The organism is Spiroplasma sp. SV19 (genome assembly GCF_030060925.1).
In the GTDB taxonomy this organism is placed as follows: domain Bacteria; phylum Bacillota_I; class Bacilli_A; order Mycoplasmatales; family Mycoplasmataceae; genus Spiroplasma.
In genome coordinates this window covers 219,845-235,347 of record NZ_CP045455.1, presented here as the reverse complement: position 1 = coordinate 235,347, position 15,503 = coordinate 219,845, and the positions used below count along the sequence as shown (strand labels likewise).

The 15,503-nt window shown below is 27.4% G+C and carries 12 protein-coding genes and 1 riboswitch; of the genes, 4 read left to right on the top strand and 8 right to left on the bottom strand.

Features of this window, described 5'->3' with window-relative positions; genetic code table 4:
* Nucleotides 1–35: 35 nt before the first annotated feature.
* A complete protein-coding gene (locus E7Y35_RS01065; protein ID WP_502957507.1) occupies nucleotides 36–2,102 on the top strand; it encodes a spiroplasma phage ORF1-like family protein in 2,067 nt (688 codons plus the stop codon).
* Between the two features lie 22 nt (nucleotides 2,103–2,124).
* Here the strand turns inward: E7Y35_RS01065 and E7Y35_RS01060 are convergent, their stop codons facing one another.
* Nucleotides 2,125–2,559, bottom strand: coding sequence for a lipoprotein (locus tag E7Y35_RS01060; protein ID WP_283272504.1), 435 nt, complete (start codon nucleotides 2,557–2,559; stop codon nucleotides 2,125–2,127).
* A 66-nt stretch (nucleotides 2,560–2,625) separates the two neighbouring features.
* Between E7Y35_RS01060 and E7Y35_RS01055 the strand changes: the two genes are divergently transcribed.
* Nucleotides 2,626–3,597, top strand: a complete 972-nt coding sequence (locus tag E7Y35_RS01055; RefSeq protein WP_283272503.1) for an IS30 family transposase — start codon at nucleotides 2,626–2,628, stop codon at nucleotides 3,595–3,597.
* A 319-nt stretch (nucleotides 3,598–3,916) separates the two neighbouring features.
* Here E7Y35_RS01055 and parC read toward each other — a convergent pair whose 3' ends face one another.
* The 3 genes from parC to parE are packed head-to-tail and all read right to left on the bottom strand — an operon-like array spanning nucleotide 3,917 to nucleotide 9,920.
* Nucleotides 3,917–7,054, bottom strand: coding sequence for a DNA topoisomerase IV subunit A (gene parC / locus E7Y35_RS01050; protein ID WP_283272502.1), 3,138 nt, complete (start codon nucleotides 7,052–7,054; stop codon nucleotides 3,917–3,919).
* A 2-nt stretch (nucleotides 7,055–7,056) separates the two neighbouring features.
* On the bottom strand, nucleotides 7,057–7,971 hold the full coding sequence (locus tag E7Y35_RS01045; protein ID WP_283272501.1) for a hypothetical protein: 915 nt from the start codon (nucleotides 7,969–7,971) through the stop codon (nucleotides 7,057–7,059).
* Nucleotides 7,972–7,979: 8 nt separating this feature from the next.
* A complete protein-coding gene (gene parE / locus E7Y35_RS01040; protein ID WP_283272500.1) occupies nucleotides 7,980–9,920 on the bottom strand; it encodes a DNA topoisomerase IV subunit B in 1,941 nt (646 codons plus the stop codon).
* A gap of 125 nt (nucleotides 9,921–10,045) precedes the next feature.
* Here parE and E7Y35_RS01035 point away from each other — a divergent pair, with 125 nt between their 5' ends.
* Entirely contained in the window at nucleotides 10,046–10,849 is an 804-nt protein-coding gene (locus tag E7Y35_RS01035; RefSeq protein WP_283272499.1) for a glycerol-3-phosphate acyltransferase, read from the top strand.
* 35 nt (nucleotides 10,850–10,884) lie between these two features.
* Here E7Y35_RS01035 and mtnN read toward each other — a convergent pair whose 3' ends face one another.
* The 3 genes from mtnN to E7Y35_RS01020 form a co-directional block, all read right to left on the bottom strand.
* Complete coding sequence (gene mtnN / locus E7Y35_RS01030) at nucleotides 10,885–11,556, bottom strand: 5'-methylthioadenosine/S-adenosylhomocysteine nucleosidase (protein ID WP_283272498.1); 672 nt, start codon at nucleotides 11,554–11,556, stop codon at nucleotides 10,885–10,887.
* Between the two features lie 4 nt (nucleotides 11,557–11,560).
* Nucleotides 11,561–12,658: a nicotinate-nucleotide adenylyltransferase gene (locus E7Y35_RS01025; protein WP_283272497.1), complete on the bottom strand. Its 1,098-nt coding sequence runs from the start codon at nucleotides 12,656–12,658 to the stop codon at nucleotides 11,561–11,563.
* A 63-nt stretch (nucleotides 12,659–12,721) separates the two neighbouring features.
* On the bottom strand, nucleotides 12,722–13,417 hold the full coding sequence (locus E7Y35_RS01020) for a hypothetical protein (RefSeq protein ID WP_283272496.1): 696 nt from the start codon (nucleotides 13,415–13,417) through the stop codon (nucleotides 12,722–12,724).
* Nucleotides 13,418–13,501: 84 nt separating this feature from the next.
* Nucleotides 13,502–13,603, top strand: a riboswitch (TPP riboswitch).
* A gap of 44 nt (nucleotides 13,604–13,647) precedes the next feature.
* Here E7Y35_RS01020 and E7Y35_RS01015 point away from each other — a divergent pair.
* Nucleotides 13,648–14,673, top strand: coding sequence for an energy-coupled thiamine transporter ThiT (locus E7Y35_RS01015; protein WP_283272495.1), 1,026 nt, complete (start codon nucleotides 13,648–13,650; stop codon nucleotides 14,671–14,673).
* A 16-nt stretch (nucleotides 14,674–14,689) separates the two neighbouring features.
* Here the strand turns inward: E7Y35_RS01015 and E7Y35_RS01010 are convergent, their stop codons facing one another.
* Nucleotides 14,690–15,460 (bottom strand): TMEM164 family acyltransferase, encoded by a 771-nt coding sequence (locus E7Y35_RS01010; RefSeq protein WP_283272494.1) that lies wholly within the window; start codon nucleotides 15,458–15,460, stop codon nucleotides 14,690–14,692.
* Nucleotides 15,461–15,503 lie beyond the last annotated feature (43 nt).

The window sequence follows — 15,503 nt, the reverse complement described above, 5'->3', positions numbered from 1 at the left end:
AGCAAAATTATACTGTTAAGCAACAAGCAACAGGAATGAATGAAACAGATTTTATTAATACAATGTTTTTACGAAGTACCTTTTTTGAGAATTGATCAGAAACAAATTATTTTATTAATCCGACTTTAAAAACATCACGAACATTAACTTATAATGATAAGTGATATTTAGACTTTTTAAAGGATAGTTATTCAACCGGGGTTTCGTTTGACAAGCCAAGTGATGAATTTATGGATTTATATAAGAATTGAGATACTTATGCTAAACAATATAATATTGATAAATTTTATGACATTGATAAAAAACAATTTTTAAAAGAGTTAACTAATTTTTCTTATTCTTTTGCTAAGTATTTTAATACTGTTGAGATTATAAATAAGTTAGAAAAAAGTGTTGGTAATTTACAACAAATTCAATTAAATTTTATGTATTTAACATTAATTAAGTCATCTGAATTTGTTAATGAATTTCAAAAGCCAAATAATAAATGATATATTGGAATTTTTCCAAAAATGTGATCACTGGGGCAACCAGTAAAACCATATAAAGTTTTTAAAGCTAATAATAATGGTAAAGATATTAATGTTTATGGTCGTTTTGGTGATGGTATTTATACTTCAAATGATATTATTTATCGTTGAGATAATAATAATGAGCCTATTAAACCTGATATTAATTCTGATACAGGACAGTTTAAATGGTATACTGAATATTGGGAAAGTGTACGTTCTTTTTTGCTAAAATATATTAATGTAATTGTGCAAGAAAATATTAGAGTACAACAAGGTGGTAATCCAGATTATGATGATCCAAGATTGGGTAGTCAAAGAATTATTTTTGATTTTGAAATTATTAATAATTTAGATAAAATTAATAATAATACTATAACTAGAAAATCAATTTATCGAATGATTTTAACGATTGATGAACGTAAAAATATTATAGCTGGGAGTTTAGAATTAACTCATTTAAAACAATATTGAAATGGATATGATTATAATAGTTATCGATATACTGATGATTTAGGTTTTTTATTTTCTTTTATGAAAGAAAAAGAAGATACATTTAATTTTAATGCTGAAACTTATAATTATTATCCGGGTAGTACTCCAAATACTAATAAAGTAATTTTTGAACAGATGAAAGGTCAAATTGAGATTAATAAATTTTTAAAAGCTTTTTTTGCACATGCTTTAGTACCAGTATTCCAAAATCGTAGTAATTTTATTGAAAGTGGTTATATTGATAATTTAGAATATGATACTGTTTTAATTAACTTTTTTGGTTTAAAATTAGTTAATTTCAGAAATGTTTTAATTAATGAAAATAATACTAATAAAAATCAATTTGAAAAAATATTGAATAGTATGTTTACTGTTTCACAAAACTTTTATAAGGATTATTTGCGGACAATTTTTGATCTAGAAAATAATACTTATGTTCAAGGTTATAATAAAAAATATGGTTTATTAGCTAATAATGGTTTTAAAATTTATCCACGTTATTTTTATTTTTCTGATAAATATAAACAATTAGATATTAAATTATATTCAGCATTTAAAAATCGTTTTTATACTACGAAGCACGGTAACATTTTTAATTATGATTTTTCAGTTTCAAGTGATTATAATATTAATCAGAATGAAGGCTATATTTTTGATGGTACTTTAAAAGATAAATATGGTTTAAAATATAAAAAAATTGAAGAACAAAAAATTGGTTATAATGTCTTTGAGTTATTAGCTCAAAAAGAAAATGATATGTATCGATATTATGATTTTAATTTTGGAATTTATAATTGACAAGAGATAAATAATGGTGGCTTGTTCCCTGATGGACAATGATGACAAGCACAGTATGAAAGTTGTAGTTGATATAATTTAGCTTGTCACATGCGAAATGCTGCAATATGAATTGTAAATAATATTCCTGGTGTAAAACAAGTAAATGAATTAGCAAGTGGTGTTGGTCGCATTTTTCAAACAATATATAGTTTTTTTAATCAAACATTTGAAGTGTGAAAATTTAGTCCAGCATTGTATAGTACAATAACAAATATATTCTTATTAATTATTTTTATGAAATTTGTACGTTTAATATAAAAAGGAACTATAAAGTTCCTTTTTATCCTTTTCAATTGGTAATTTGTCCTGTATCAGAATTAATATCAGGTTTAATAGGCTCATTATTATTATCTCAACGATAAATAATATCATTTGAAGTATAAATACCATCACCAAAACGACCATAAACATTAATATCTTTACCATTATTATTAGCTTTAAAAACTTTATATGGTTTTACTGGTTGCCCTAGTGATCACATTTTTGGAAAAATTCCAATATATCATTTATTATTTGGCTTTTGAAATTCATTAATAAATTCAGATGGTAGAATTAATTTTCAACTGCTATTTTCTGGTGGTAATTCTGGATTATAAGGTGGTTTTGGTATATTATTATCATTATTATTTGTGTTATTTTGTGAACATGATATTAAATTTGAAGTAGTAATGGTTGTTAAACTTATTGCTCCTAAAATACTTAATATTTTTTTCATATATTTGTTCCTTTCTTTGTTAAATATATAATCATTATAACAAAAATTTTAGAAAGGTATTAAATAATGAGTTATAAACATTTCAGTGTTGATGAGCGTGTTATATTAAGTCAATTATTAGTATCAAGATTGTTTCAAAAGAAAAATGGTAAACCAAATTTGGCTAAAATAGCAAAGGCAATGGATAAACATCGAAGTACTATTTTACGTGAAATTAATCGGTTTTATAATGAAGAATATAATCCTATTAAAGCTCACAAAAAGTATCTTAAAAACCGTAAAAAGTCAGTTAAACATATTAAATTTTCGTATGAACAATTAATTTGGTTAGATGAAAAGTATAATAAATTTCGTTGATCACCAGAAATTATTTGTTATGAATATAAACATAAATTTGGAATTAAGTTTCCGATTTGTTTTAAAACTTTATATAAATATATTTATTTAGGATTGTTTAATTTGAACAAGAAACATTTATATTTTCACGGTAAACGAAGAAAAATAAAAAAAGCATTAGATAATCGTGGAAAATTATCTAATTATAAAACTATTGTAGAAGCTAAGCATAGTAAAAATGAATTTGGTTGATTTCAAATGGATTGTATAGTTGGAGCAGATCATAAATCAGCTTGTTTAACGTTAACAGAAGAAGTTACTAAATTTACGATTTGTAAAAAATTAAAAGAACAAACAGCTAGTGAAGTTGTTAAAACCTTAAAAGATATTTTCAAAAATCGATTATTGAAAAAATGTATTAAAGGAATAATAACTGATCAAGGTAAAGAATTTAGTGAGTGAAAAGAAATAGAAAAAATAACTAATTCTAATCTTTACTTTTGTAATTCAGGAACACCAACACAAAAAGCTATTGTTGAACGTATTAATCGTGATTTAAGACATTGATTTCCTAAGGGAATTGACTTAGATACTTATTCACAGCAATATTATGATGAAATAGTTAACATAATAAACGAGAAACCACGGCCATGTCTTAATTGAAATTCTGCAAAAACTGTATTTCTTCAATTTTTTAACTAAAGATTAGAAAGTTTAATGATGAAACGAGCAGTGCGTAGGTTTTGGTAAAATTTTGAAAGGGACTAGGTAAAATTTGACAAAAAAATAGAGAGAACGTAGTTCTCTCGTTAAACAATTGACATTTATAAGAAAAGTAATATAATATTGATAATAATCATTGCAATGCGAAGTGTTTTGATTATTTTTTTTGTCATAATTTTGCCCCCTTTCGAAATTTGGTTTACCAAAACCGAAGGCTGCGAGGGAGTAAAATTTTTTGTTTTTTAAATTGTTTATGATATTATTAAGTTAATAGATTTGTTGCACTTGGATTTACAATTTACATCTTAATTAAAGTTTCAACAGTTGTAATTACCTTACCAAGATTTGGTTTTATTTGTTGAGTCTCATTTTGAACTAACTTGTCTTCTTTTGCTTGACTGTTTTGTTCTTCTTTCTGCTGTTTTTGCAATGTCATTTGTGCTTTAGCTAACTCTTTTTTCTCAAGTAAAATATCAACTGTTGTTTTAACTTTGCCAAAAGTTTTTAACAGAAAAGATGATGATTGTTCTTCAGCAAGAATTGGTTCTATTTGGTTAATAACCTTAGACGGTTCTTTTGCTGTTTGTTTTACTTCTGGCTTTTTTTGCATTGGTTTTTTCTTTGTTGGGTTTTGCTTAGTAGCTTTCTTCTTTTGCATTGGTTTGTTATTTTCTAATTTAGAAACTGGGTCTGTTTGTTTCTCTTGAATATCATTTATTATTGAATCATTTTTAGCTTCAGAAGATCCTATTTCTTCAAGAACTAGTTCTTTTGCTACAGTGACTGGTGCTAAAACGAGATTTGTTTCAACTACGAGGTGACTTTCATCATCGCTATTACTATCATTAAGAGTTTTACTTTTTTCTTTACTTTTTTGAGCAGGCGCTGATTTATTAACTGCTGAATTAACTGCTTTATTCCCTATGTTATCAACTGTTTTAACATTATGTTGTTGCTTTTTATGTTCATGGTGAAAATGATGACTTTTGGTTGGTTTTTCACTATGATGATCCCCCATTTTTTTAGAATGGATTATTTTTAAATTATAATATTGTGGAATCACAATATCAACAATATTTTCAAAACCTAATGGATCAGTTGTTCGTTCTAACTTGTGAACCATTAATTTATCTGTATTAAATAATATGATTTCATCTTGTTGGTTTAACATATGTAAAGTATCATTCGGTTTTGCCAGAAAAATCCATTTTACCAGTTCAGTTGTCTTTTTATTGACTTTAAACATTCTTGTCCCTTTAACTGGTCGGGTTGATAATGGTAATTCTTTTACCGTAATTTTTTTACCTGCATTAAGATTTGTAATTAAAACAAGATTATCTTCTTTACAATAGCCAGCACCAACAACAATATCATCTCGTAAATTAATTGACTTAACACCAGCTGTTCGTAATCCTAACGTTGGAATTTCTTTTGCCTTATATTTAACAATAAAACCATTTGCTGTAGTCACAACCAGATATGAATGTTTATCAACTAATTGACTAGCAACAACTTCATCATCACCTTTTAAATTAATTGCTTTAATAGCTCTACTAATTCGCGTTGCTTCAAAATCTTTTACAGCTGTTTTCTTGATCATTCCATTTTTGGTTGCTAACATAATATATTGTTCTGGCTTATTAAAGTCATTTAGTAAAAAGGCACTAATAATTTTTTCTTCGCCAGGTAATTCTGAGATAGTATTAACATGCTCTCCAATGTCTTTAATCCGAACTGATTTAATTTTATAAACAGGAATAATTACATAATTTCCTTTTGAAGTAATTAATAAAATTTTATCTAAACTATTAGCTTGAAAATCAGCAATTCATAAATCACCTGGTTTACGTTTAAATTCTTCTGTTGATAATTTAACAAGTTGGTTATTTTCTAATGCTTTTAAATAACCATCACGAGAAATTCAAATATTTAAATCTTTTTCAATAATTGTTTCTGTCTTTTCAATTTCAATTGTTTCAATTTCATCTTCAATAATACTACGACGGGGGCTATGAAATCTTTTTCGAATTAATTCTAATTGTTGAATAATAACATGGTTTAATTTATTAATATCACTTAAAATTGCTTTTAAATTAGCAATTGTGGCAATTAATTCTTTTTGTTCTGCTTCTAATTGCAAAATATCTGTTGAAGTTAAACGGTACAAACGTAGTTGGACAATCGCTTCTGCTTGCACTTTACTAAAGGCAAATTTAGCAACTAAATTATTGATTGCATCAGTACGGTCTTTTGAATGGCGAATTGTAGCAATAACTTCATCTAAAATACTAATTGTTTTAATTAATCCGGCCACAATTTCCAACCGTTTTTCCGCACGGGCTAATTCAAATTGTGAACGATTAGTAACAACTTCTTGTTGATGTTCAACATAGTAAGTTAAGATTTCTTTCAATCCTAATTGTAATGGCTGCTTTTTGGCAATTCCAACAATATTAAAATTATATGAAACTTGTAGATTAGTATTTTTCAATAAAAATTTACGAATAACTTCAACATTAGCTTGTTTTCCTAGTTCCACAACAATGCGTAATCCTTCACGATCAGTTTCATCACGAACTTCTTTAATATTTAACCCTGGTTCATTGTATTTAATATCATCAATTTTTTTAACTAAATCTTGTTTAACAACTTCATATGGAATTTCACTAATAACTAAGGCATTATTCTCATGTTTAATTTTACTTCGAATAATAATTTTTCCTTTTCCAGTTTGATAGGCTTCTAAAATCCCATTTTTTCCTTGAATAATACCACCGGTTGGAAAATCTGGTCCTTTAATATATTTTATTAATTCAGTGATTTTACTTTTTGGTTTTTTAATAAAATGAATTGTTGCATCAATGATTTCATGTAAATTATGTGGTGGAATATTTGTCGCATACCCAGCAGCAATTCCAGTAGAACCATTAACTAATAAATTTGGAAATAAAGCAGGTAAGACAACTGGTTCTTGTTCAGAATCATCAAAATTAGGAGCAAAAGCAACTGTTTTTTTATCAAGGTCTTGTAGTAAAAATGATGAAATTTCACTTAATCGAGTTTCAGTATAACGCATTGCTGCGGCAGGATCACCATCAATTGAACCATTATTACCATGCATGTCAATTAACGGATAACGTACTTTTCAATTTTGTGATAATCGCACCATCGCATCATAAACAGACGTATCACCATGGGGGTGATATTTCCCGATTACTTCTCCAACAATACGAGCTGATTTTTTATAACTACTATTAAAAGTTAACCGTAATTCATTCATCGCAAATAAAATGCGTCGTTGAACTGGTTTTAAACCATCGCGAACATCTGGTAAAGCACGATCTTGAATAATATATTTGGCATAACGGCCAAACCGTTCAGCCATAATATCATTTAAAGTATAAATTAATTCATTTGTCTTTTCGCTATTGCTCATTTTTAGATTCCTTTCTCTAAATTAAAGTTCATCATTTTTCGATTAATTACAAATTTTGGATAATTAATTTGATAAAATAATTTTTGTCCTAGTGTTGTTAGGATTCAACAATCTGTTTGTTTATGATAAACAAATAATTGTCGGTCGTGTGTTAGCAATAATAATGTGCGGAAATATTCTAATGTTCGCTCATTAACCATATTAGCTAACTTAATTAAGTGTAATAATTGTGCTAACATTTTTTCATTATCTGAAATTGTAAAGTCAATTTGATTATAAATCGTAGAATTTGTTTTAATTACATAATTGCCTTTTCTTTCTGATCAATTAACTTCGTATTGATAAGTAAGGCAACCTTCAATTAGCATCAATTTATAAATTGTGATCTTCATTGCTGTTAAATCTTTCTTAATTTCTTCAATAAAGTTTATTTGGTTATAATCTTTTATTGGTTCTAAATTAATAAAATCATTAATTTTTCTAAACGACATTAAAATTGTTAAAACATTATAATTATAATAATTTAATTCTTCTTTGATTATATTATCATTAAAAAAATTAACTCCTGGTTTTGTTAATAAATATATGTTACTACTTGGTTCTAACTGGTAAAGTTTCTTATCTTCTTTAATAACCTGTGCTCAAAAAACTTCCTTTGCTTTTGTTTGCTGCTTTGTTAAAGCTAAACTTTCATAACACCAAGTTAAAGTGTCTTGATCGTGTAATGGAATGTCAATTGCATTAACAATTTGATAATCACTATCTTCACTATCATTTAATGTTAATAATTCTAATGTTATCATATTTATTTTTTCCTTAAGGTTAATAATTCATAACTGAAAATTTTGATATTGACTAAGTTTTACATTAGTTTGATTCAAATCAGTAATTAATTCTTTAATTGCTGGTAGTAACATAATAACTCCTATTGATTAACAATTGGCTGAAAATCATCTTCTAATGTAAACTTAACATTTTCATCAATTCAGTCTTTTCGTTTTCTCGCATCATCACCCATTAAAGTTACAATTCGTTTTTCTGCCATAAGAGCATCATCAATTGTTACTAGAATTAATTGCCGTGTTTCAGGATCCATTGTTGTTTCTCATAATTGTTCAGCATTCATTTCCCCTAATCCTTTGTAACGTTGTAATTCAAACTTATCTTTTAAGGTACTTAATTTTGTTTTCAATTCATTTTCATCTCACGCATAATCTATTTTTTTATTCTTCGTATTTAAAATTTTAAATAGTGGTGGTAAGGCAATATAAACGCGATGATTTTCAATCAATGGACGCATATAACGATAGAAGAATGTTAATAATAATGTTTGAATATGAGCACCATCCGTATCAGCATCAGTCATGATAATAACTTTTCCATAATTAGCATCATCAATATCAAAGGCATTGCCGACCCCAGCACCAATAGCATTAATCATGACATTAATTTCTTCATTATTCATTAAGTCTTGTAGCTTTGCTTTTTCAGCATTAATTACTTTTCCTCGTAATGGTAAAATTGCTTGAAAACGACGATCACGCCCTAATTTAGCACTTCCGCCCGCTGAATCCCCTTCGACTAAAAAGATTTCATTACTTAATTTATTTCGGTTTTGCGCTGGAGTTAATTTCCCAGTTAATAGTCGATCGCTATTCCCACGCTTTTTATTATTGCGAGCTGCTTCACGGGCTTTACGGGCTTCTTCACGAACATTTCGTGCCAAAAGTGCTTTTTCAATAATAGCGTAAGCACTTGTTTTATTTTCTGTTAATCAAAATCCAAATTGTTTTGTCACAATTATTTCTACTGCTGTGCGAGCATCATAAGTTCCTAATTTTCCTTTTGTTTGCCCCTCATATTGAATTAAACTTTCGGGGACTTTTACTGAAATAATTGCCGTTAAACCTTCTCGTGTATCAGTTGAATCTAAATTTTTATCTTTTTCTTTTAGTAAACCTTCTTTGCGGGCATAATCATTAATAACTTTTGTTAAACCACTCCGAAAACCAACAACATGACTTCCTCCTTCACTTGTTTTAACATTATTAGCAAAACTAAGTAAATTTTCATTAAATTCAGTAGAATATTGTAAAGCAACTTCCACTTCAATTTCCTTTTCAAGACCCTTCATCATTACAATTGGAGTAATGCTTTTTTTGCCCTCATTCATATAACTAATAAATTCTTCTAATCCATTATTAAATAGATATTCTACTGTTTTACCTGCGCGATCATCAGTTAAAGTAATTTTGACACCACTATTTAAAAACGCTGATTCACGGATTCGTTCTGAAATAGTTGAAAATGAAAAATCAATTACTTTAAAAATCTTTGCATCAGGTAAAAAAGTAACAGTTGTTCCTGTTTCATTTGTTGGTCCAAGTTTTGTTAATGGTTGTTTTACTTGTCCACCATTAACAAATTTAATATGTCAAATTGCTTTATCACGATAAATTTTAACATCAAAAATTGATGATAAGGCATTAACAACTGAAGAACCAACTCCATGTAATCCACCTGACGTTTTATATCCATCACCACCAAATTTTCCACCAGCATGTAACACGGAAAAAATGATTTCTGGAGTGGATTTTCCCGAAGCATGTTTCCCTGTTGGCACTCCACGGCCATTATCATGCACTGTAATGGCATTATTTTTGTGAATAGTAATATTAATTTCATTACAATACCCAGCTAATGCTTCATCAATTGAGTTATCAACAATTTCTCATACTAAATGATGTAATCCACGGACATCAGTTGACCCAATATACATCCCGGGACGTTTACGAACGGCATCTAATCCTTCTAGAATTTGAATTGATGATTCATCATATTTTAAAGTTTTATTTTCTGTACTCATATTTTAATCATTCCTTTTAATTCTAATTTTTCACTATAACTATCATATATTATAATAGTTTTATTTACAATTATTTACCAAATTATTTCTAATATACTATATAATAGTAAAAGAGAGGTGACAAAATGACGTTATATGGATATGTAGGAACCGTAATTGCGGCAATTATTGGATACTTTATTGGATCTTTTAGTTGATCAATTTTTATTAGTAAAACCCTTTATAAAGTTGATGTTCGCGAATATCATTCCAAAAATGCTGGTGCGACAAATACTAGTCGTGTTTTAGGCAAAAAATGAGGTTTTGGAATTATGTTTTTAGATATGTTAAAAGTTACAGTAACAATGTTTATTGCCTTTGGAATTAGTTGTATTAATATTAACGGGGTTAATTTTGGCTCAACTAGTTATTACATTCCAGCCTTTTTTGTGCTAATTGGTCATTCTTATCCCATTTATTATAAGTTTAAAGGTGGAAAAACAGTTTCCTCTTTTCTGGGTTTATTATGAATGACTAATCCCTACTATTTTTTAATTGCAACTGTCGTCTGATGAAGTACAATCTTTATTTGAAAACGTGTTTCGGTTTCTTCCATTTTAGCTGCTTTATTTACTGGTGCTTTATGTTGAATTCCTCAACTAAGCGGAATTAATAGTATTAATTTCAATGGTGATTTACTCCAAAATTCACATGTTGTTTGAATGAATTACTTACATTATGTTAATTACAATAATTATTATGATAGTTTAGCATTAATTAATATTGTTATTACTTTAAGTTCTCTTTTCTTAATTTTTAAACATCATCAAAATATTGTTCGTTTATTTAAAGGAACTGAAAAACCATATGATTTTAAAGGTAAATCTGATTTGGCAGCCGGAAATATTGCCACTAATTCTAAACATAATTCAGTTAAAAAGCATAATTAAAAAAATTGTAAATTATTAAATAATTTACAATTTTTTTAATCTGTTAAAAATTTCATAATTACATCATAAATCAGCAAACTAGCTTTGGGTAAATTTTTTTCAAATTGACTATCAGCACTATCGCCATTTAACTCTAAATAATCACTAACAATTTTAATGCTAATCATTGGTAACTGATGCTTTGCTGCAACTTGAAAAAAGGCAGTACCTTCCATATCAACTACATCAATTTTATTGTTAAACTTTGTTTTAATATGGTCAAAATATTCTGCTTTATCAATAAAAATATCGCTGCTTCCTAAAACAGCTTGTTGACTGTCTAAAATTTTTGTTTTAGCTAATGCTAATAATGCTTTATCGCTATGATAACTACTTAGTTCGCCAGGAATTTGACCAACTGTATATCCAAATGCTCGCGTGTCAGCAAAAGTATAATATGCTTCAGAAATAAGCAAAACACTTAATAATGGCATTGTTTTTTTTAAGCTTCCCACAGTACCAACATTATAAATTGTTTTAATAGCATAGTCATTAATTAGAGTTGCTAAACTCATGGCCGCATTTACTAATCCAATTTTACTAATTGCAAATAATCATGTTCCCTTTTGATACAATTTAATATGATTATATTTAATAACTTCCGTTGGTTGTAAGGCTGCTATTGTTGCAGATAATTCAGCTTCCATCGCACTAATAACTAAATTCATCGTATTATTTTCCTCGCTTTCATTCTTGATAAGTTAATTTAAGGTTTTTTCCTAAATGCGCAAGACCAGTTTGCATTACAGCCCGGTCAAATTGCATTGTCAATAATGCTTGAAATGCTTTTGTCAAATCTTGTTCTGCTAAGGCACGATAACCTTCAACACCAGGATAATTTCGTTCTGCACTAATTTTATCTGCAATAAAAACTATCATTTCAAATAGCGTCATTTGTGGATGACCAACAGTATGTCATTTTATTGCGGATAAAATTTCATTATCTGTAAAAAGAAGATCATATTTTAAGTAACAATATCCTGTATATGAATGTCAAGTTGGAACTGGTTCAGTTAAAAAACTTGGTAAATATTTTGTTAAATATGCTGCTTGTTTTTCTTTTGGTCATTGTTTTGTAATATCATGATAAGTTCCCGCAATTAACGCTTTGTGCGCATCTAAACCATATCGTAATGCTAATTCCTGTGCTTTTTTCCCAACATTTAGACAATGTTGATAACGCTCAGAATCCATATTTTTTTCTAAACGTTCTGGTAAATATAATAAGTTATTATTAATATAATTTGTAATGGTTGGTAATTGTAGAGCAATATTTTCTCCTTCTCGTAACATTGTTGAAGATAAATGTAAATTATTAGTAAAAGGAATCAAAATGGCTTGATATTGTTGCAAAATAGTTTGCTTGATTTGTTCATTTCGTTGAAAAATAATAAATGTTTGCATTTTTATTAATTCAGCAATATTATTTCATTTTCCTAATGTTTGCAATTGATCAGAACCAATCATAAAATAAAACTGATATGTTGGAAATTGCTGTTGTAATTTTAAAACAGTATTATATGTTGTGCTAGGTTCTGCATTCTCCAATTCAATTAAATTTATTTTAACATATGCAAGATTACTAACTGCTAATTTAATCATTGCTAATCGATCGTTAACAGGCGATAATTTTCGTGTTTTAAAAGGATTTTGATTTGTTGGAATAATTCACACTTCATCAATATCTGTTTTAGTTTTAACTAGTTTAATCATTGCCAAATGGTCAGTATGAAATGGATCAAAACTACCACCAAATAATGCTATTTTCATAATTATTTCCTCCTTATCACTTCTTTTCTATTAACTTCACCCTAAATGAAAAAGAAAGAATAATTATTCATCTTTACTTTTAATTCCTAAATCAACCAAAACATCTTCAACAGTGTCACGAACAATATGTTGAAATTGTTCCACTGATAAAGTAATTGTAAAATCGCTATTTTGTTTTGCAACAGAATAATCTTCTTGTGATAATTTTTGTTTAATTTTAGTAATTTCTTTTTTATTACCAATAATTGCAATGTTCTCTTTTTTTGCTTGTTTTGAACCTTTTTTCTCTTTTGGCTCACCATTTTGTTCTAATTCCAACTTGTCATCATCTCGGTGTGAAATTTTAATGCGATCCATAATATAAGCCATCCGGTCATTAAAATTACGTTCTTTAATTTGATTTAACATTTGTTGAAATTCATTTGGCTTTGATTGTGAACTGTCACGAAGATTTTTTAATTGTTCTAATCGTTCTAATAAATTTTCATGTTCATTAACATTGTTTTCTTCTTTATATTTATTTATTTGACTACGTGCGTTTTGAACAAGATTATGAATATTTGTAACATTTTTTTGATCAACATTTTGTTTACCACTAGGTTCTAAATTATCTTTTCTTACTGGTGTTGATGTTGTAGTAACAACACTTTCTCGGAAATCAATTCCACTTGCTGCTTCAATATCATCATCAAAACTACTAGCTGTTTCTAAATTAACAATTATGTCCTGCTTTTTCTTTCTTTTAAATCACTTAAACATATCTTTTCCTCTAACTTCTATTATATATTATATAATAAATTCTAAAATTTCTTGCAGTTTTTTCTAACAATGTTATGATAATAATGTAATTGACAGAGGTAGCTTATTAGTTTTTAATAAGTTTGAGAAATACTCTTAGAACCTGATCTAGTTAAAACTAGCGGAGGGAGTTCAAATTCATTATTTATTAATTTAATAAATTTAGTTTGTGTAAGGAGATTTTTTTATATATGGAACAAAAACCATTTTTTAAATGCAGTTTAAAACAACAAGAAATTGTTTTGTGATACAATAAATTAACAATTTTTATTCCAATTAGTTTATATTTAGGGTTTTTAATTAGCCTTAATGTTTTACCACTAACAAAATTAAGTACCATTTTGCATCTAGAACATGACCAAAATTTTAAAAGTCTATGAATTTTTTTCATTGCAATTTGTGTCTTTGGGTTAATTTTTAGTATTATATATACCATTAGTACATGATTAACAACTTATGAAGAATATATTAATTATAAAATGCAGTTTATTATTTTAAATATTATTAGCCTTAATATTATTAATTTAATTAGTAATATTATTATTTATAGTTATGAAATAAAAGTTAGCGATATTCTTTTTGCAAAAGCAAGTCGGAAAAAACGATTCCTAATTAATTTAGGAATTTGAAAATGAAAAACATTTGATTTTGTGATTATTGCAATGTTTGCCGCAGTAACTCTTGTTTTAGCTTTTTTAGAAACCATTATTCCAAACTTACCCCACGGTGGAAGCATTGCTTTAAAATATATTCCCTTAACAATTATTGCTTTTATTCACTCAGCGTTAGCGGGATTTATCACGGGAACAATTAGCGCATTAATGTCACTTTTATTTATTCCATCAGGATTTATTGTTTCGCCATGATCATATTTACTAGATTACTTTATTCCAATGATTATCCCAATGATTGCGGGATTCATGCGCTTTAAAGTTAATAATGATAAAAAATATATTACATATATTAATTATATTATTATTTGTTTTAGTATTATTAGTTTAATTTATGTTTCGCAAGTGTTAGTTGGGGCTTTAATCTGAACAACCTTATTTCCGGACTCAGTTTGACCAGGTTATACGAATTGATTATACGCAATTGTTTATAACTTTATTCACAGTTTTATTTTTACTTATCCAATCATGCAAATTGTCATTCCCCTAGCGCTCCGTAGTTTAGCCCCTGTCTTTTGACAACGTTATCTAAAATATGAAGGATAAGATATTTTACAAAAAACTAGGTGTTTTCTTCCCTAGTTTTTTTATTATTATGAAGTTTAATTTTTTTTAATAATAATTCTCATCATGTATCATGTAATTTAACTTTTGTTTTTTGTTGATAAATTGGCTTAAATAAATAAATTAGTAATAATCCTAATCCGATTATTGGAATCCCTAAAATAAAACTAATTAAGAACTGTCATGGTCGAGTTAAATCTTTTAATCCTAATGCTCAAGCAATATCGCCAACAATATAATTTTCACCAAAATATTGGTTAAATAATTCAACTGTAACAATGACAATAATTCCAGTAAGAAAACTAGTTTGAATTGCCTTTCGTGAAAACTGATAATTTGTTAACCCATATAAATAAACATAGATAAAACCAAATAAGGTAAAAGTATGGCCAAAATAAAAGACATAATAACTTCACTCTAATATTGTTGGTTGCTTACTTGGAAAGATTAAAGTCAAAATTGGTCCCATAATTCCCAATGGAAAAAAACAATCTAAAAAAATCTTATTTGGATAAAATAACATTATTAATGCTACTCAAGCAACAATCGTGCAAGAATATAAAGTAAAATAATTTGAAAAATGTTGTCATCCACCATGACTTAACATTTCTCACATTCGATCTGCTTCAACAATAACTAACCAAATGGCAATTCCAACCCGTAAATAACAATACTTGGTTGTTTTTGCATAAAAATTTGGAAAAATTCATAATGTTGCTCATAACAAAATAGATAAAATAATTGCTAAAACCCATGAAAAAATAACCATTTAATAAATTCTCCCTCTAGTTTTTTCTTTGTCATTAATTCTT